19 protein-coding genes and 1 riboswitch are annotated in these 18,152 nt (G+C 46.6%); of the genes, 16 read left to right on the forward strand and 3 right to left on the reverse strand.

The features are described from left to right. Positions 1-406 precede the first annotated feature (406 nt). The 4 genes from D7M11_RS35625 to D7M11_RS35640 all read left to right on the forward strand — a co-directional run bounded on the left by D7M11_RS35625 (position 407) and on the right by D7M11_RS35640 (position 5,167). Positions 407-760, forward strand: a complete 354-nt coding sequence (locus D7M11_RS35625; protein ID WP_120752022.1) for a hypothetical protein — start codon at positions 407-409, stop codon at positions 758-760. 297 nt (positions 761-1,057) lie between these two features. Next, positions 1,058-1,636, forward strand: a complete 579-nt coding sequence (locus tag D7M11_RS35630) for a peptidylprolyl isomerase (protein ID WP_120752023.1) — start codon at positions 1,058-1,060, stop codon at positions 1,634-1,636. 127 nt (positions 1,637-1,763) lie between these two features. Then, entirely contained in the window at positions 1,764-4,727 is a 2,964-nt protein-coding gene (locus tag D7M11_RS35635; protein ID WP_193556366.1) for a peptidase domain-containing ABC transporter, read from the forward strand. 38 nt (positions 4,728-4,765) lie between these two features. Next, positions 4,766-5,167, forward strand: a complete 402-nt coding sequence (locus D7M11_RS35640; RefSeq protein WP_147433562.1) for a hypothetical protein — start codon at positions 4,766-4,768, stop codon at positions 5,165-5,167. Between the two features lie 186 nt (positions 5,168-5,353). Here the strand turns inward: D7M11_RS35640 and D7M11_RS35645 are convergent, their stop codons facing one another. The 3 genes from D7M11_RS35645 to D7M11_RS35655 are packed head-to-tail and all read right to left on the reverse strand — an operon-like array spanning position 5,354 to position 7,611. Continuing rightward, the gene (locus tag D7M11_RS35645; protein ID WP_120752026.1) at positions 5,354-5,947 is read right to left on the reverse strand and encodes a hypothetical protein; all 594 of its coding nucleotides are present in this window, start codon (positions 5,945-5,947) and stop codon (positions 5,354-5,356) included. Then, positions 5,940-6,701, reverse strand: coding sequence for an ABC transporter permease (locus tag D7M11_RS35650; protein ID WP_120752027.1), 762 nt, complete (start codon positions 6,699-6,701; stop codon positions 5,940-5,942). Before D7M11_RS35650 ends, D7M11_RS35645 begins: the two co-directional genes overlap by 8 nt. Then, entirely contained in the window at positions 6,694-7,611 is a 918-nt protein-coding gene (locus D7M11_RS35655) for an ABC transporter ATP-binding protein (RefSeq protein WP_120752028.1), read from the reverse strand. Before D7M11_RS35655 ends, D7M11_RS35650 begins: the two co-directional genes overlap by 8 nt. Positions 7,612-7,793: 182 nt before the next feature. Between D7M11_RS35655 and D7M11_RS35660 the strand changes: the two genes are divergently transcribed. The 12 genes from D7M11_RS35660 to D7M11_RS35715 all read left to right on the forward strand — a co-directional run bounded on the left by D7M11_RS35660 (position 7,794) and on the right by D7M11_RS35715 (position 17,927). Continuing rightward, positions 7,794-8,489, forward strand: coding sequence for a response regulator transcription factor (locus D7M11_RS35660; protein ID WP_120752029.1), 696 nt, complete (start codon positions 7,794-7,796; stop codon positions 8,487-8,489). A 1-nt stretch (position 8,490) separates the two neighbouring features. After that, positions 8,491-9,423 carry a sensor histidine kinase gene (locus D7M11_RS35665; RefSeq protein ID WP_120752030.1) on the forward strand — a complete coding sequence of 311 codons (933 nt, stop codon included), beginning with the start codon at positions 8,491-8,493 and terminating at the stop codon, positions 9,421-9,423. Between the two features lie 210 nt (positions 9,424-9,633). After that, the gene (locus D7M11_RS35670; RefSeq protein WP_120752031.1) at positions 9,634-10,104 is read left to right on the forward strand and encodes a DUF4871 domain-containing protein; all 471 of its coding nucleotides are present in this window, start codon (positions 9,634-9,636) and stop codon (positions 10,102-10,104) included. Between the two features lie 234 nt (positions 10,105-10,338). After that, on the forward strand, positions 10,339-10,815 hold the full coding sequence (locus D7M11_RS35675; RefSeq protein WP_120752032.1) for a UPF0158 family protein: 477 nt from the start codon (positions 10,339-10,341) through the stop codon (positions 10,813-10,815). Between the two features lie 119 nt (positions 10,816-10,934). After that, positions 10,935-11,013: riboswitch (ZMP/ZTP riboswitch) on the forward strand. 60 nt (positions 11,014-11,073) lie between these two features. Continuing rightward, positions 11,074-12,042, forward strand: coding sequence for a phosphoribosylaminoimidazolesuccinocarboxamide synthase (locus D7M11_RS35680; RefSeq protein WP_120752033.1), 969 nt, complete (start codon positions 11,074-11,076; stop codon positions 12,040-12,042). Between the two features lie 71 nt (positions 12,043-12,113). Next, positions 12,114-12,755 carry an HAD family hydrolase gene (locus D7M11_RS35685; protein ID WP_120752034.1) on the forward strand — a complete coding sequence of 214 codons (642 nt, stop codon included), beginning with the start codon at positions 12,114-12,116 and terminating at the stop codon, positions 12,753-12,755. 181 nt (positions 12,756-12,936) lie between these two features. Continuing rightward, on the forward strand, positions 12,937-13,842 hold the full coding sequence (locus tag D7M11_RS35690) for a phosphotransferase (protein WP_120752035.1): 906 nt from the start codon (positions 12,937-12,939) through the stop codon (positions 13,840-13,842). A gap of 158 nt (positions 13,843-14,000) precedes the next feature. Continuing rightward, positions 14,001-14,426: a VOC family protein gene (locus D7M11_RS35695; RefSeq protein WP_158607020.1), complete on the forward strand. Its 426-nt coding sequence runs from the start codon at positions 14,001-14,003 to the stop codon at positions 14,424-14,426. Positions 14,427-14,891: 465 nt separating this feature from the next. Beyond that, positions 14,892-15,833, forward strand: a complete 942-nt coding sequence (locus tag D7M11_RS35700) for an NAD-dependent epimerase/dehydratase family protein (RefSeq protein WP_120752037.1) — start codon at positions 14,892-14,894, stop codon at positions 15,831-15,833. 191 nt (positions 15,834-16,024) lie between these two features. Beyond that, positions 16,025-16,534: an NUDIX hydrolase gene (locus D7M11_RS35705; RefSeq protein WP_120752038.1), complete on the forward strand. Its 510-nt coding sequence runs from the start codon at positions 16,025-16,027 to the stop codon at positions 16,532-16,534. A gap of 175 nt (positions 16,535-16,709) precedes the next feature. After that, the gene (locus tag D7M11_RS35710) at positions 16,710-17,255 is read left to right on the forward strand and encodes a GNAT family N-acetyltransferase (protein WP_120752039.1); all 546 of its coding nucleotides are present in this window, start codon (positions 16,710-16,712) and stop codon (positions 17,253-17,255) included. Positions 17,256-17,405: 150 nt separating this feature from the next. Then, a complete protein-coding gene (locus D7M11_RS35715; RefSeq protein WP_120752040.1) occupies positions 17,406-17,927 on the forward strand; it encodes a DinB family protein in 522 nt (173 codons plus the stop codon). Positions 17,928-18,152: the final 225 nt, after the last annotated feature.

An 18,152-nucleotide genomic window follows, 5' to 3' on the forward strand; every position in this document is an offset into this window, starting at 1 on the left:
GAGCGACATTCCGTGGTGCACCAAGGTCGCTGGGGTCAGACTAACGGTAGGGTTCGCGACACCATAGTTCATCGACCTCCCTCGCCAGCCGTAATATAATTATAGAACGGATAGCCCCAATTTTCATTATCTGTGTTGCCCGACAGGGCATGGAGGGCTAACGGGGACGATAGTTGAACGATCCAGGGGGGAGATTGCCGCGGAAGCCGACAAAGTCGGCGGCGTGCTAATTAAATACATTTTGCCATAAACGAATGCATAGGACCGAAAGACGATGAGCAATTTCAACTGACAGGATCGGTTAACCACAACAAATATAAAGTTACAAAATATTCTATTCCATGGTATGATTGATGTGTTCTGAGTATTGGAAATTTTTTCTACCTTCAGAAGGAGGAGTATTTCGATGCCTAGGAAAAAGGCTGCAAAGAACGTCAGACTTGACGATCTGGAGAAACCACTTTCGGAGCAGGAAATGAAGGAAACAACCGGAGGGTTCGGGCAAATTCTTCCGCCGCCACCGAAGATTATCCCCCCGGGTGCTCCTCAAGGAGTACACATAGATGCACCGCCATCGTACAGTACGAACGTAACCACAACCAAGCCGGCCGATGTTATATTAAAGGACGGTAATCTTATCGTCTCTCCAGGTCAGACTTTAACATCGAATGGCACACAGCCGCCTGTCTATGTTAACCCGAATGTTAAGTTTACGCCGCCGCCTTCATTCAATGCAGGCAGTGCAGGCCCAAAACCCTGATCCGATCCCACGTTTGAACGTGGCATTGAAAGGACAGAAAGAACCTAACGGCCGTTAGGTTCTTTCTTTTAAGCGAAAATGAGGTGACCAATGAGCGGGATGGAACTCACGGCGCTAAGTGTGAACGGATGGGAATGGCAATTGGACGATCTATTGAGATTTGCCTACATAGAGGAGGATTTCCCCGCCGTTGAGAGCATGATTCGAAGGGCCGTTATTCTGCAATATGCAGAATAACGTCAAATTTCCGTCGACGAACCGGAATGGAAAGCGAAAGTCAATGAGATCAGGCTGCAAATGGGGCTCTATAGTGCGGCGGAAACGATGACTTGGCTGGAACAGCGTGGGCTCGAGACCGAGGATCTTTTCGAAAGCGCCAGGGCCCGTATTCTGGAGGAAAAAGTGAAACGGATTGTTACGGAATCCCGGATCCAAGCTTATTTTCTGCAAAACCGGCGGTCTTTCGATCGTGCGAACCTGTCCCAATTGGTCGTCGGCACAAGGGAACAGGCGCAGGAATTGCTCTTTCAGAGTGAGGATGGCGAATCGTTCTTACAGCTGGCGCAAACGTATTGCTTGAACGCCAGCAGCCGGTATAACGGCGGTTATGTAGGATGGGTGGAAAGGGCTGCGCTCACCGCCGAAGAGGAAGCCTTCGTCTTTGGTGCCGAGCCCGGACAAACGGGAGGGCCTTTCCCGGCTGGCTCCGGCTGGCGCCTGCTGCATGTTTGGGAGGTTGCCCCGGCCGAACTGACCGAAGACCTTCGGTCACATCTCGCCAATTTACTGTTCGACGAATGGCTGGGCGAAGCGGTCAAACGCTCGGATGTAGAGGTCAAGCTTTGGCGTTATTTGGCAGGCGATACGCCGACATGAGGGATGGGGAGGAACGGATATGCTCGAGATGCATCGAATGGTTCTGGATAAAATCCCTATTTTTCAAGTGCTTTCGCCGCAGGAAAGGAAAGAGATTTTTAGCTCTTTTACAACTGTTTCATTCCAAATGGGAGATACGATTATTCAGGCGGGGGAACGTGCGGATGCGTTTCATCTCATTCTATCAGGCAAAGTCCGGATTATAGGGCAGCTTCCGGACGGCAAAGAGCTGAATTACGGATTGATGGAAGCCGGCGAGCATTTCGGGCAGGAAGGGCTGCTAAAGGATGAAGTAAACGAACATACATTGCGGGCTTCGACGAAGCTGGAGCTCCTGCGATTGTCGAAAAGCATGTTTATGCAAATGATCAACAAGCATCCTGATCTTAAGGTTTATTTGCTGGAGCACTTGGCCGACGATGCGATGCGCAATTTTTTGAAGCGGACGGCGCTTTTTTCCCCGCTTCAACATCAAGAGCTGCGTTCGCTGCTGGATCATCTGGTTGTTAAAGAATATGCCGTCGGCGAGCCCATTGTACGGGAAGGGGAAGTAGGAGACGCTTTCTACATCGTTCGAACCGGTACGGCTACCGTATGGAAGGATAGCGAAGGAAACCGCAAGCTCAATACGGTGAAGGCTGGAGAGTTTTTCGGGGAGCTCGCGTTGCTTACCGGGGAACCACGCAGGGCCACGATTACAGCGGACGAGCCGGTATCGGTTTTCCGGCTGGCCAAGCTTGATTTTGATAGGCTGATCCTGCAATTTCCGAAGGTCAGGGAAACGATAATCGGCATTGCGTCGGCTTATTTGCAGAATGTGGAGGACCCCCGGGATCCGGAATCGGCTGGAACCGCGACTGCTGAGGTGAGGGCAAGTTATGAAGCTGGAGCGGAATCCGGTGAGGAATTAGCCTGGCGATACGTAGGGAGGAGGGTTCGGATACCATGGAAATCGTTTCCGGTTTTTATTCAGCAAAGCGAGATGGACTGTGGGCCTTCCTGCCTCTCCATGATCGCTCGGCACTACGGTAAACGGCTCAGTATTCACCGTCTGCGGGAACTGGCGCAAGTCGGCCTGGACGGAACGACCTTGTACCATCTGTGCAAAACCGCTGAACGGATAGGCTTTCAGGCGGAGGCGGTCCGCAGCAGTCAGAAGGGGCTTTCCGAGCGTGTCCTTCCGGCAATTGCCCATTGGAAAGGCAATCATTATGTGGTGGTCGTTAGCGTGGACGATCGATCCGTAACTGTGGCCGACCCGGCGATCGGACTGCTGACTTATTCTCACGAAGAATTTATGAAGGGATGGACGCTGAGCGCGGTTTTTCTACAGCCGACTGAAGCTTTTTTTGTCCAGGAGGAATCGAAACCTTCTTTCAGGCGCTACTGGGCCTTTTTTGCTTCTCGAAAGATGACGCTGCTCCTGATCGTTTGTTTGACGCTGCTGCTGCAGGTCATCAACCTGGCGCTTCCGCTTTTTACCCAGCGGGTGATCGACCGCGTGCTAGTCGGACGGCAATATGACGAGTTGAACCTATTGCTCTTCGTCATGCTGGGCGTCTCCTTGGTGATGATGCTTGTACAAGCGGTCAGACAGTGGATCGTTGCAGGCACGTTCATGAAAATCGATATGGAGATGGTCATGGCTTTTTACCGACAAGTGTTTCGCCTGCCCATGCGCTATTTCGCAACGCGGAAAGTGGGCGATATCCTGACGCGCGCCGGGGAAAACCAGGTGATTCGCCATTTTCTCGTATCGAACAGCATGAATGCCGTTCTGGATGTTTTGACGATCGTCGTTTACATCGGCGTGATGTTTACATATAGCGTGAGGCTTGCCTCGATTGCGCTGGCGTTCATTCCCTGCTTCATCGCGCTGACGCTGATCGTGACCCCTATCTTGAAACGTAACGGCAGGAAGCAGTTCCAGGCGGACGTCGAGCTGCAGAACGTACTGGTGGAAGCGATTGGCTCCATGCGGACCGTGAAGGCGCTCGCGGCAGAAGAGGAGGTACGCAAGAAAGCGGAGGACAAGTTCCGCCAATCGGCCATCGTGCAGATGAAGAGCTGGAAAATCGGCATCTTTTCCGGTACGGCCGCCACGCTGCTGCAAACCATAAGCGCGGTAACCATAATGTATTCGGGATCTGTCTCGATCATAGGGGAACAGCTGACCGTCGGGGAGTTGATGGCTTTCACCGCGGTAAACGGCCTCGTGACCGGCGCAGCACTCGGCTTAATCGGATTGTGGGATGAATTTCAGGGAGTGCGTATTGCTTTGGAACGACTTGAAGACGTGTTCGAGTCGGAGCAGGAAGAAACGGAGCCGACCCGGCTAGCTGAGCTGCCCAAGCTGAAGGGAAAGGTAGAATTCGAACGTGTTTCGTTTCGCTACGATTCCGAAGGAAAAAACGTACTACAGAACGTTTCCTTCGAAATGACGCCGGGCCAGACGCTTGCGGTTGTTGGTCGAAGCGGGTCGGGGAAATCGACCGTGGCCAATCTATTGCTCAAGCTGTACAAGCCCAGCAGCGGAACGATCCGCATCGACGGGCGTGATTTGAAGCAAGTGCAGGCCGCTGCGCTCCGCAGGCAAATCGGTATCGTCCAGCAAGAAGCGGCACTGTTCAGCGGAACGATTCGCGAAAATATCACTTATCACTTTCCTGACGCCTCGATGGATGAAGTGACGGCCGCCTCGATGCTTGCAGGAGCCCATGAGTTTATAGCTACATTTCCAAACGGTTATAACACGCAGGTCGGGGAACGGGGGGCCAGCCTGTCCGGCGGGCAACGTCAGCGCATCGCCATCGCCAGAGCACTGATCGGGAACCCGCGCATCCTGATTTTTGACGAAGCGACGAGCGCGCTCGACAACGAATCCGAAAAGACAATCCAACATAATATGGGTACGTTTTTAAAAGACCGAACGACGCTCATTATCGCACACCGGCTCAGCACGATCCGAAATGCGGACCTTATTCTCGTGTTGGATCAAGGCGTTATTGCCGAGTCGGGCACGCATGAGCAGTTGATAGCCACCAAGGGCTTGTACCATATGCTTGTAAGTCAGTCGTTGGAATCCAATTGAATATTATCTTCATACACAAAAATTTAGGTGATCCTTGGGTGAGTATGAACGACAATGTGTTCGTTACAACATTTGTGTTTGTAGGAATTGTTATGTTGTTTTATGGATTTCTAAAGAAAAAACAGATTAACCCAAAAATTAATTCGATGGCCTCGTTGACTTTCGATGGCTATAAGGGTGACCAAGTTACGCAAATGTATTTTCATGAGAGTACGATTGGAGACCGTATGTATGGTTACGTTCTTTATGATCGACCAAATGGGGTGACAAGAGCACGAATGGACCGATCCCAAGACGGTTCTGTTGGAGTTAAATTATCTGACAGCAAAGGACAAGAACGTATCCGCTTAGTGATAGATGCTAACGATGTTCCAATACTCGAATTCCTAAATGAAAAAGGAAAAGTGGTTTACAGTCTCCCTCCTAAACAACAGGATTAAATCTACCCCCCTGGCAGGGTTAGGTTATTTTTTATTAAAGTCTAAATGTTAGGGTAATTGCACTAACGGAGACGATAGCTTCATGTTCAGGCTACAGTAGAGGCCGTTCATGCGAAGATGGACGGCCAACTCCAATTCTACGGACTCCTCCCGTTGGAGAAGACGTATCTCATCGTGGAAAGACTTTTATTTCCCAAAGTGCTCCTCGTAAATCCCCATGTCGTGATGAATCCCGGCATAATAATCGTGCAACAGCAATATCGCGATAAAAACAATCCCAACGTACATATGAAAGTGGCGCGCTTTTTCATGGTTGGCCCTCTTCTGAAGCACCCTGCCAATCCAGGTTACCGCCCCCATACCAAGGAGGGCGAGGATGCCGGTATACGTGTCGATGACTTTCGGCGATAGCAAGATTAAGTAATATGCGCTATGGGAAATGGCAAGCGCAAGTCCGGCCCAGCCTACCGCAATATGATGCTTGGCGAAAAACTTTAATATTCTCATTACGATCCGTTGGTGCGAACAGACCGTTTTCAGATTTTTATTGACGATCTTGACGACGAGCAAACCGATCGCGAAAAACGACAAATACATCGAGTTGCTGCCCACATGCGCCCAGAATCGTTCGACCATGCCGGAAGTCCAGTTGTGCGGCAATCCCTTCTTCAGCAGAAGAGAGAGGGCGCTAACGACGGTGAAACACAAGGTGATCAATACCACGGTTTTCGTCCGCTTTGCGCTTTTCCTCAACTGGTTGGGAACGTTCCGTCTAATCATTGTCGATATCCATCCTTCGAATATAAAAGATATTAAAAATAAAAGGAATGAGAAAGGTGACCGCGAGCGAGATGGTTCCCGTGGAATAATCAACGTTCCCGCTGTGGGGAAGAGCGGTCTGGACAAATCCGGTTACCATCACGATCGGGGCGCTCCATGGAAATACGATGCCAAGCTCGGGGGAGTTCGAAAACACAGCCCCGCACACAAGCGCGAGGATCCCCATGACGATGCTGGCCAAATAGCTTTTCCAAACGATGCTGACGGTCGCGGCGATCGGGATGAAGGCGTAGGTCATCAACGTCAGCCACAAAAACGCTTCGACGTATTTCGATAACAGGTCGGCGGTAAGCGGCGGGTGATCGACGAGAAAACCGGCGCCGAGCGTAAGCACAAATCCAAGAACAAGAAAAATGAAGATAACCGGGACGATGACCAAATATTTAGCCATCAGGATTTGTACTCGACTGATCGTGTAGGTAAACAGCGTGTTGATCGTTTTTTCATGGAACTCCTTAGCGACCAAATATCCCATAAGCAAAGCAAACAGCACCGGAGAAATGAGCATCGTCGTATACCTGAAATTCGTAAACACGAGCCAATCCCAGTTCAGCATCGAGCCCGGGTTATGATCTTGTTGGTACAGAACCGACCCATATTCCAGAATAGCCGTCATGACGGTGCCGGCCGGAATCAGCCATAAAAACATGGACCGCTTCAGCTTTCGAATTTCGATCATGACCAAATTAAGCAAGCGGGCCACCTCCCGTCAGGTTAATAAAATAATCCTCCAAAGTCGCTTTAACCACGCTGATTTCTTTCACATCGACCCCATGCTGGACGAGCAGCCGATTGATGGCGGCCGACTCCGCAAGCCGTTCGTAGATTCGGATGACGCCCGGCTCCGGCCGGTGATAATCGGTAATGTGCATATGCTGTTCCAGCAGCATCAGCGTTTTGTGATCCTCGCCCACGGCAGCTTCGATATAGTTGCGGTTTTTGCGGCGAAGCTCCTCCAGCAGAACTTCCTCCAGCAAGCATCCGCGATGCAAAATCCCGATTTTGGTCGCGAGCTGCTCGATTTCGCTTAAGATATGGCTCGATATGAGGATCGTCAAGTTATTCTGTTTCGCCAAATCGATGATCAACTGGCGGATTTCCTTAATGCCGATTGGATCGAGGCCGTTTGTCGGTTCGTCGAGAATGAGCAGCTCCGGCTGGTGCAGGAGCGCTCTGGCGATACCGAGCCTTTGTTTCATCCCAAGTGACAGTCGTTTCGCGAGTCGGTTACGCGCTTCCCAAATGCCCGTCGTATGCAGTGCCTGCTCGATGGAGCCTCGGTTCGGGAAACCGACGAGCCGGCGGTGAATTTCCAAGTTTTCAACGACGGTCAGGTTCGGATAAAATCCGGGAAATTCGATGATCGAGCCAATGCGGTCAAAAACGGTGCTACCGCCGGTGATCTTTTCGCCGAACAGCTCCACATAGCCTTCCGTCGGGCGGATCAAACCCATGATCATGCGGATCGTCGTTGTTTTGCCGGCCCCATTTTGCCCGAGAAACCCGTATATTTCCCCTTGCTGAATTGAAATGTTCACGTCGTCGACAGCTTTGAAGGCTCTATAATGCTTGCTTAGATGATGGGTTCGCAGCACATATTCCATAGCTTCCTCCTGTAAAAAGATAGGTATTTTGTCCGTGTCCCAACCATACCATGAATCGGCCGACAGCAATCCGACAACGGCCTAAAAAATATCTTACAAAAGTCTTACTTTCTTTTTTGACGAGTATTTTCAATCTATAATAATAGCGAACGCAAATTCCGGACTAAAGGATGGATAGGTGCATGACGCCTGTAGTGCTACTTGTCGAAGACGACCTCGAGATCCACGAGCTTTTGAAAACATACTTGCAAAAAGAAGACTGCCTGGTGATCTCCGCATGGGACGGGGAGTCGGCCATTTCCTTGCTTAAGCAAACCGATTGCCATCTCGTCGTCCTGGACCTCATGATTCCGAAGGTCGACGGGTATGGGCTGCTCGAGATCGTCCGCAAATGCGGGAACGTCCCAGTGCTGATCATTTCTTCGAAAAACGACGAGTTGGATAAAATCATCGGCTTGCGCTTGGGCGCGGACGACTATTTGTGTAAACCGTTTGGGCTGGGGGAATTTATCGCCCGCGTCAAGGCGCTGCTTCGGCGTTACCTAGAGCTTAGCGGACCCGCTAAAACCTCAGGCCAAGAAATTACGTACCAAGGCCTGTATATGAACGAATCAACCCATGAGGTGACGGTAGACGGGCGGCTTCAAACGCTCTCTCCGACCGAATTTGAAATTTTGAAGCTGTTGATGTCGGCACCTTCGAAAGTGTTTTCGAAGCTGGAAATTTTCCAAAGCGTGTGGAAACAGGAATACTTGTCCGACGAAAATACGATCATGGTTCATATGCGCCGGTTGCGCTCGAAGATCGAAAAAGACCCTTCACGTCCAAAATATATTCAGACGGTATGGGGCGTCGGCTACAAGCTAGGGGGTGATTAACATGTGGATGCTCGTCATTGCTGCGGCTGTTCTGCTCGTCATGTTTTGGATGCGGCGCCGCCGGGAGACAAGCGACCTGCGAAAGATCAGCGAGGTGCTAGAGGATGTGCTCACCGGTAATCCGAACCGCCGGTTTCGGATCCGCGCGGCGAATCGCTCGATTCGAACTTTATGCGAACAATTGAACCTACTACTCGACCAGCACCAGTCGACGTTCAAGAAGGCGCAATTCCTGGAACAATCCCGGGAACAGATGATTTCCAACATGTCGCACGATTTGCAAACGCCGCTCGCGACGATGCTGGGGTATGTAGAGGCGCTGCATTCAGATGCTTCTTCGCTATCGCAAGAAGAGAGAAGTAAATATTTGCTCGTCGTGCTGCAGAAGGGAGAGCGGTTGTCGCGATTGTTCCGCGAATTTTTCCAGCTTGCGAAGCTAGAGGCCGACGATACATTGCACAAGCTAGTCCAAGTTAATTTGCCCGAAAAGGTAGACGAAATCGCCTCCGCATTCGACCGCGAATTCGAAAACAACGCGATCGAACCGCAGATCGACATCCCGTTTGAAGCGGTATACGTGTGGGGGGAGCCGCATTTTATCGAACGCATCCTGTATAATCTGATCTCCAATGCCATTCGATACGGCAAATCCGGCGGGGTGATCGGCATTTCGCTGCGCCGCGATCGTGAGCTCGTATGGATCGACGTTTGGGATCGCGGCCCGGGAATTCGGTCGGCCGATCTTCCGCATATATTCGAGCGGCTTTATACGGGCGAAGCCTCACGAAACTCTGGGTTACAAGGGAACGGTCTCGGGCTCACGATTGCCAAAAAGCTGGCTGAAAAACAAAACGGCGAAATTCGAGTCGAGTCGCTGCCGAATGAACGGACGACGTTTTCTTTTGGCTTGAGACCTTATACCCTAAGTTCGTAACCTAATAGGTCGTCGTATATCAGCTTGCATCTAGGCCGTCGATTCGTGTAATCATTCCGCTAACGGGTACGATTGTGGAATTAGACAGGGAGCAGATCGCCGCGGCAACTGCTCCCTTCTTTATTGAAGTAACGGGGCAGTTTAACGCAACTAGTGGGTGATATAATACGTCTAAAATAACAATAACTTTGTCATGAAAAGGAGGAATTTATGAAAAATATTATTGTTTTACTTATTCTCATGTTAATTACTTCAACAACAATTGGATGTAAAAAACAAGATGTTGATGTTCAAGCAAGCCCTACATTCAAGAGCGGAGTATATACGTTACAGGGCATTGAAGGAAGAATTGGTATTTTAGCTCCTAGCGGTTTTGTTGCGAATAAACCGAATAAGTACATGTGGCATTTCTGGGGTACGAAAGAAGAATTAGCTCGAGTTCCCTTTAAAGTTGAAGCCATTGATCTGAAAACAGGCGAAAAGCATCAAGTTTTGCTTGAGGGAATGGGAACTCCGGATAAAAAATATGTATGGGAGTACAATTACGGTTTAGGTGGTCCAAACAATAGGGCGGATGCTCATTTACCTTCAGGTCTAGAACTACCTAATTCAGGAAAATGGAAACTTAATGCCTATTTAGGTGGAGAATTATTCGGTAGCGTCTCCATCGATGTAAAATAGTTCAAGTACTTTTATTGAAAATTAGTCATTCCGCTAACGGACACGATAGCTCTATTGTCACACGACGGCAGCCGGCCAAATGTTCGGCTGCCGTCGTTGCGCTAACTGGCAGGATAGTTCAGTGGCTACAAAATTGGTATAATTTAATCAAATCATGTTCGAAGCTGCCGATTAGGTAGCTTTGATTGTTTTTTGGAAAAGATGTTTGAATGAATCGAAAGGGGAAAAAGACAAATGAGGAATAACAAACCAGTAAAGTTGGATGATCTAGTCGGTGAAATTGAACTTCAAATTGAAGATACTTTTACTTTTATAAACACCAAAACAGGAGAAGTAATTACATTAATGAGAGAAGAGATTGGGGCTGCAGAAGATGAAAAACCACTTGAAAATTTTCCTGAATGGCAAAGAGATAATATTGAAAAAGCCATAAGCATTATTGAGGATGAAGACGGGGTTTACCTTGACTTCACGTTAAGAAACGATTACAACGAATATGAAATCATACAGGATTTTATCGGGACTCTAGAGGATGAAGACATTAGGGAAGAACTGTATGATGCCATTCAAGGAAAAAGAGCATTTCGGAGATTTAAAGATGGAATAATAGAACATGGTGTCGATAAACATTGGTATAAGTACAAAGAAAGTAGGATCAAGGTATTAGTAATTGAATGGTGTAAGGAACACAATATTCAAATCCAAGAGTAACACTGGGTGAATAAGCAATGGTTGTGCTAACGGGCAGGTTAGTTCCAATAAGCACAATGTAAATATAAACAAAAACAGTATTGGAAATAATGGAATTGTTTGATATTATAGTATTGTATTAAAATATGTGTGACTGGCGTAACGTAGGTAACTACGGGGGAGCACATATTTCATAAGCCGTACGCCTGGGCAAAGTATTTGATCTCAGATCAGATGCTTTTTTTTTATTTTAATTAATGAAAGGTCAGGTGGGCTTGCATGATATCCAAAGAAATGATTCGAAAAAACCTAATGAACTGCCTCGATGACACATCATTTCTGAATGTACCTGGATTCAGGAAAGATAAAGTTCGTGACACATATGATCTGGGTGATTCTCTAATCCTTATCACCACAGACCGCCAAAGTGCATTTGACAGGATTCTTGCCAACATTCCGTTTAAAGGCCAAGTATTAAACCAGATTAGCGCTTTTTGGTTTGAAAATACCTCGGATATAATCCGCAACCACGTAATAAAAATCCCGGACCCGAATGTTACTATAGGAAAGAAATGCAAGGTATTTCCGGTCGAATTCGTAGTGAGAGCCTATCTTACGGGCTCGACTGATACCTCAGCTTGGGTCCAATACTCACAAGGTATCCGAGACATGTGTGGCAACATCCTACCCGATGGAATGAAGAGAAATCAGAAGTTTGAGAAACCGATCCTGACTCCTTCAAAGAAATCAGCATTACATGACGAATCGGTTTCGGCTACCCAAATCGTTGACGAAGGCCTAATTGACAAAGAGACTTGGGAGTATTTTCAAAAAATCGCGTTCTCACTCTTTGCCAGAGGCACAGAGATCGCAGCTAGGAACGGATTAATCCTTGTAGATACCAAATATGAATTCGGTATTGATGACAAAGGGGAGATTCTTCTCATCGACGAGATACATACACCCGATTCTTCCCGCTATTGGATTAAAGAGACATTCGAATCGAGGTTAGCCGAGGGTAAGGAACCGGAGAATGTTGACAAAGAATTCTTGCGACTTTGGTTCAGGGAGCATTGCGACCCATATAAAGATGAAATCCTACCGTCCGCACCTGATGACCTTGTCATCGAACTATCGCATCGTTATATCCGCCTCTTCGAAATGATCACCGGCAAGGAATTTGCCGTCGACGGCACACATTCTGTAAAGGAGCGGCTTCAAAAGAACTTAAATGCTTATCTTATCTAAGCGACATTAACCAGACAGGTGTAATTCGAATGCGCTCATGGTTGCCGCAGCTGACAAAGGAGAGCGAACCAATGAAAAAGTACATACTCTTCGATCATGATGGTGTTCTGGTTGATACTGAATTCTGGTATTACAAAGCGGGAGAACGCGCTCTGGCTGACATTGGATTTACCTTGGATAAAGATCAATACCTCCGCGACATGACCCAGTCATTGGGCACTTGGGCCCAAGCAAAGGCGGCAGGTATTGATGAACAGACCATCAGCAAGCAGCGTGAGGTCCGTAACGCCTATTATCAGGAATATCTAAGAACAGAAGCCATAGAGATTGAAGGCGTAGTTGAAACTCTAGCCGAACTGTCAAAGTACGTCCGCATGGCCATCGTGACGACTGCAAAACGTGCGGATTTTCAACTTATTCATGAAAATCGCCAGATTACACAATTCATGGAATTCGTCCTTGTGCGCGAAGACTACGAGCGCTCCAAGCCGCACCCGGAACCATACTTGACCGGCCTAAAGCGCTTCGGAGCTACCAAAGAAGAGACCCTGGTTGTAGAGGATTCAAACAGAGGGTTGAACTCAGCCGTGGCGGCTGGTATCGACTGTGCGATTGTCCATAACGACTTCACAAAAACACATGACTTCTCACAGGCCAGCTATCGAATCAAGACTCTGATTGAACTAAAGGACATTATCCTGAATGTAACCTGAGATAGCATTCGCCAGCGTGTCCCGTACTCGACTGGATTAAGCTAAAGGGTACGATAATTCAGTACAAATATATCATGGGCCGCCGCGGAATTAACCAGGCGGCCTCATTAAGCTATTGGCAGGATAATGCAGCAACAGCTAAGAAATAAACAGTAGTTGATCTTGATCTTAGGGGGTTATTATGGATAACGATTCTCAAAAAGCTCTTAGTAAATCGAAAGAAATTTTTCATGGTTTAGTTAAAAACATCGATATACCTTGGGAAAATAGTGCATGGTCACAATGCTATAAAATATCGCTAAATAATAACACGACTTATTTTCTTAAAGGTACTCCTCGGCAGCGGAAAGAAGCGATGGTAACAAAACATCTTCAAATACTTTTACCTAACATTGTACCTGAAGTTATCAACGATGATTTGATCCCGGAATCTACATGGCGATGGATTCTAGTTACAAACGCTGGAACATGCTGCTATGAAGGAATTGAGGTGAGGTATGCTTTAAAGGCAGCGTTCAATTTGGGAAAACTGCAAAGAATGACGTTTATAGAAGGTTCTTTCTTTTCAGAATTTTTGCCACAGTGTGAGGCCCAACGTTTACAAGAAGCAGTGGATAATGTAGGCAGGTGGGCCCTAAAGTTTTCTAATGCTGAAGAATCCGAAATAATTCAACGACTTTTATCCATAAGTTCTGACTATTATGATGATCATGTAAACAATCTGAATAGTATTCCATCTACGTGCGTTCATAAGGATTTTTGGTCAGGAAATATAGCAGTAACAGATGAAAATGTTATGATAATTGATTGGGGAGATGCATTATGGGGAGTAGGTGGCATCTCAATAGTTAATATGATCTTATCTGATGACGGTTTATCAAGCCAATCAAACATCATTTGGGACGAGTATTTCAAAGGACTTGATAGAAAATTCGATAATGACTACATAAAAAGCAGTCGAATAGCTTATTTAGTTTCAGAACTTGTAACAGAACAAGAGGTTGCAGATTTACAACAACAAAAATATGGGCCTGGATTAATTCCATCCGTCAGGCGATTGTACAAAGAGCTAACCCAGAACTGTTAATACAAGTCAAAACATTTTATTCCACTAACGAAGACGTTAGCGCAAGAGGATTGAAGCTGCCGGCATTGAACGGTAGCTTTATTACGTTAACATGCAGGATTGTAAAGAAATGTATGGAATATAATTGTAAATTCATTATTAGGTGGTGTTTATCAAAAATGGAGTATGTTAAAGCTGGTGAATTTCATTTAGGTATCCCTGTTGAGGATTTCGAAGGTTCAATTGATTGGTATATTAAGGTTTTGGGTTGCGAACTTGTCTGGAAAATGGGAATCGCGCAATTAAAATTACCATCGGGACAAAAAATCGGAATATTTTGTCCGGAAGAAGACGAATCCAGCATTTGGTACGTGGGTAATTATAAATCGCATCCCCATTTTTCAATTCAGTTTTTCACTACTGATATAAGAAGATTACGTGATGAGTTGATTGCAAGTGGTGTACAAGTAGGAGAAATAGAGCGTGGCGGTGGTGGGGATGATATGATGATGTTTTTTGATCCTAGTGGTAATCGCTTTTGGGCGATTGAAGATAGTAAAATAGACAGGGTAAAACAAGCTAAGGACCTTCTTCAGCAGTCGTAAGAACTATATCGTCGCTGTGCACTGCGCGGCATGTCACATCAAAATTAAACATGTAATAAAAAAGCAATAGCAATTGAACTAACGGGTACGATAGTTAAATCACCTAAAAGGCCTCGATTATCTCGATGGCGCTTTGGAGTGTAATCGAAATGTAACAGTCGGTTTATATTCCGCTAACATTCCGCGGATAAGATGTAGTTGACCCCCTTTTTTCATATAATATTGAGCCCGCGGTCTGTTGGCCTGCGGGTTTCTTTTTGCATATTCGCATCATTCGCATGCGATTTGGCTAAACACGTTATCGGAAGCAGGGGAGTCGAAACGATCGGCTGATTTTGCTCAATTAAATGGCAGTATAATGAAAATCATTTAAAGAACCGATGCAACGCTTTAGATGCAAATATTTATTGAAAAAAATGGTATATTGAAAGAAGGACTATATATCAACAGGGTAGGGAGTAGTTTATGAACATCTTTATTACAGGTGGAACGGGGTATATTGGTAACAGAACGGTGAACGTCGCACTTCGTCAAGGTCATCAAGTTACGGTCTTGACCCGAAGCAATGAGAAGGCAAAAGAGCTTGAAGGTAAAGGGGTGCGAGTTGTTATTGGCGACTTGCTCACAGTCGGTGATTGGCAGAGCGCGCTTTCGGAAGCGGAGTATGTCATTCATTTGGCGGCTCCTCCAACCTGGGGGAAGAAAGTAACTTTGAAAGTCGCTCGCGCCTATCAAAAAGGTCACTATCAAATGACCGTCTGTTTGCTCGACAACATCAATCTGCAGAGGCTAAAGAAGTTCGTATATGTGGCAGGCACCAGCTATTTCGGCGATAGCGGCGACAAGGAGCCGGTCACGGAATCTTATCGCTCACAGCCGAAAGGATGGGGACCTTACATCGCACCTTCTGTCGATGTGCTGTCTGCCTACGTGGACAAAGGCGTACCGATCGTAACGGCTTTCCCGGGACAAGTGTACGGCGCGGATTCGTGGTTTTCGCAGCTGTTCCTGGAGCCGCTCTCGCAGAGCAAGCCGGTTATCGGCCTCAAGGGATATAATCCGATATTTTCTCCTATTTACGTGGAAGACTGCGCCCGAGCGTTCTTGTTCTTACTGGAGCAAGGACAGGCAGGGGAACGATATATTCTCGTTGACGATCAGCCGATCCGAAGCGCGGACATTACGACACTCAGCGCCCAGGCGCTCCAAAGACCGGATAAAAAACGTTACGTGCCAACATGGTTATGCCGGATGCTGCTTGGTCCCGTGTTAACCGAATACGCTACGGCGCATACGAATTTCTCGAACGGCAAGCTCAAGGCGTCCGGCTTTACCTATCTATATCCGACGATACAGTCAGGGATAGAGGATGTTGTCAAGGAATGGAAGGAACGCGTGATGTCCTAAAGAACGGACGGCTTGTGATTGAACAAATTAGACTACGCTAACAGAGACGAGAGCATCATGATATCAGACTGCCAGCATCATCGGCAGTCAATTGAGCTATTTGGCAGTAATTTTCAATGGAACGGCAGGAATGTTAAGGAATATAAAGAATTTCTAGTATATTATCCATATTTTAAAAGGAGTGAGTGCAATTGTTTTTTGTCAATGCCCGTGCCATTGTAGAGCGTGAACGCGAAGGGAAAACTGAAATTGTTATCCAAACGCGCAACAAGCCGAATGAACCGAAACAGCTTGAACTGCCGGGAGGTAGGGTGGAACAGTTCGAGTCGTTGTTAACCGCCTTGCGCCGCGAAGTGAAGGAAGAAACTGGTCTTGATGTCACGTGGGTTGAAGGGGAAGATACGCGAATCACTACGGACGGGATAAACCCGGATAGAGTTGTCGAATGTATTCGCCCCTTCGCCGCATACCAAACGATTAAAGGCGGGATCGATTCGGTCGGTTACTACTTTATTTGCAAGGTGGAAGGCGAATTGCTCAAAGAAGGAGACCAAACGAAAAATCCCCGCTGGGTCAGCGTAGACGAGGTGACTGAACGGATGCAAAACGATCCGTTGCAGTTTATTAACATCGACTGTGCCGCCATCAAGTTCTATTTAAAACACCGTATAAATACCCTTCCGATCGTTGAAACCTATTAGCTTTTTTCAGTTCCGCTAACGGGCACGATAGTTGAATAGTCAGGGAGCAGATTGCCGTAGTTGCTGCTCCCTGTTTTCGTTGAAGTAACGGGCAGATTAGTGGAAGAAGAAAACACAACCCCCTTCGAAATAAATGTGATAAAATACAAAATAAACCATTTGGAGGGGGGATACAATGTTTATACATAAAATTGATGAGGACTTATCTTTAAAACTAATAGAATTAAGGGATGGAGAGAGGGTATTTGAATTAACAAATAATTCAAGAGGCTATCTAAGAGAATGGCTTCCTTGGCTTGATACTACAATACAACTTGAGGATACAATAGAGTTTATCAAAATATGTCTAAAAGGTTTCGCTGAAAATAAGAGCCTGAATACAGTTATATTATTTAGAGGGAAAATCGTTGGAGTTGCAGGCTACAATAGTATAAATTGGTCAAACAAAACAGCATATATAGGGTATTGGCTTGGAAAAGAATTTCAAGGGAATGGAATTATGACCAAGGTGGCTAATGCATTGACTAATTATGCAATTAGGGAGTTAAACCTAAATAAAGTTGAGATTAGGGCTGCGGTAGGGAATAAGAAAAGTAGGAGTATTCCCGAAAGATTAAACTTTGTAAATGAAGGATGTATTAGACAAGCAGAGTGGTTATATGACCATTATGTTGACCACATTGTTTATGGAATTTTGGCAGAAGAATGGAATCAAAAATAGCCAGACCTTTATTCAATTATAGGAGTAAGCGTGGAGCAGCCGCAAGGTTAGCTCCTCTTGATGTTTATTGAAGTAACGTGGCAGTTTTCTTCAATCTATGATGTGGTAAAATGTAGGAGAATCTAAGAGCTGGAATTGGGAGGATTAGCGATGTTTTACGACTTAGAAGGTGAAGCCAACATGTCGCCAGTTGTGGGAATGTTATATTCCGCTGTGAAAGAAAATAGCCAGCGACTACGATTCATTACTGAGGGTATGTCGCAACAAGAGGTAGATTACAAGGGGCCCGATAACAATTTCAACAGCGCTGCACAGTTAATAAAACATATCATGTATGTTGATTTGAATTGGGTTTATAAAATGAAAGGACAACCTTTTCCTGATTCTTTAAAAGAACAATATGGCCCCATGATAGATGCTAATAACAGGCTTCCAATGGTCGAAGGGATGTCTTTGAACACATTGATGTCTTATAATGAAGGTGTGCTACAAATGTTGGAAGATACATGTACACAATTAACAGATGCTGACCTGGGCAATGTTGTCACTTTTGGTCATCACAATGAAAAACAAGCAACCATTCGCTGGGGATTATGGCATATGGCTGACCATAGCCGCTATCATCAGGCTCATATTAATCTGCTAAGAAAGTGGTATGCCTCCTTCGAATAAAAGGGACGGACTTAAAAGTAAAGTCGTTGTTCATTACGCTAACTGGTACGCACCTTCAAAGGCTGCCGGCATGATGATGCTTGGCAGCCTTCGCTTATGTAACGGGCAGTGCGCGCCTAGCCAAGCTAGGTACAACTTACTGATGAAAGTTCAGTCGGGGTAGGGACCAAGCCGCCCCGTAGCTAGCAGGCAGACGTCGGCGAAATCCGGCGGCTGAAGCCCTGC

Source organism: Paenibacillus ginsengarvi, from assembly GCF_003626695.1.
GTDB classification, from domain to species: domain Bacteria; phylum Bacillota; class Bacilli; order Paenibacillales; family NBRC-103111; genus Paenibacillus_AB; species Paenibacillus_AB ginsengarvi.

Coding starts and splice junctions, on each gene's coding strand:
- D7M11_RS35625 (WP_120752022.1), top strand. CDS start 407: ATGCCTAGGAAAAAGGCTGCAAAGAACGTCAGACTTGACGATCTGGAG.
- D7M11_RS35630 (WP_120752023.1), top strand. CDS start 1,058: ATGGGGCTCTATAGTGCGGCGGAAACGATGACTTGGCTGGAACAGCGT.
- D7M11_RS35635 (WP_193556366.1), top strand. CDS start 1,764: ATGGGAGATACGATTATTCAGGCGGGGGAACGTGCGGATGCGTTTCAT.
- D7M11_RS35645 (WP_120752026.1), bottom strand. CDS start 5,947: ATGATTAGACGGAACGTTCCCAACCAGTTGAGGAAAAGCGCAAAGCGG.
- D7M11_RS35655 (WP_120752028.1), bottom strand. CDS start 7,611: ATGGAATATGTGCTGCGAACCCATCATCTAAGCAAGCATTATAGAGCC.
- D7M11_RS35660 (WP_120752029.1), top strand. CDS start 7,794: ATGACGCCTGTAGTGCTACTTGTCGAAGACGACCTCGAGATCCACGAG.
- D7M11_RS35665 (WP_120752030.1), top strand. CDS start 8,491: ATGTGGATGCTCGTCATTGCTGCGGCTGTTCTGCTCGTCATGTTTTGG.
- D7M11_RS35670 (WP_120752031.1), top strand. CDS start 9,634: ATGAAAAATATTATTGTTTTACTTATTCTCATGTTAATTACTTCAACA.
- D7M11_RS35675 (WP_120752032.1), top strand. CDS start 10,339: ATGAGGAATAACAAACCAGTAAAGTTGGATGATCTAGTCGGTGAAATT.
- D7M11_RS35680 (WP_120752033.1), top strand. CDS start 11,074: ATGATATCCAAAGAAATGATTCGAAAAAACCTAATGAACTGCCTCGAT.
- D7M11_RS35685 (WP_120752034.1), top strand. CDS start 12,114: ATGAAAAAGTACATACTCTTCGATCATGATGGTGTTCTGGTTGATACT.
- D7M11_RS35690 (WP_120752035.1), top strand. CDS start 12,937: ATGGATAACGATTCTCAAAAAGCTCTTAGTAAATCGAAAGAAATTTTT.
- D7M11_RS35695 (WP_158607020.1), top strand. CDS start 14,001: ATGGAGTATGTTAAAGCTGGTGAATTTCATTTAGGTATCCCTGTTGAG.
- D7M11_RS35700 (WP_120752037.1), top strand. CDS start 14,892: ATGAACATCTTTATTACAGGTGGAACGGGGTATATTGGTAACAGAACG.
- D7M11_RS35710 (WP_120752039.1), top strand. CDS start 16,710: ATGTTTATACATAAAATTGATGAGGACTTATCTTTAAAACTAATAGAA.
- D7M11_RS35715 (WP_120752040.1), top strand. CDS start 17,406: ATGTTTTACGACTTAGAAGGTGAAGCCAACATGTCGCCAGTTGTGGGA.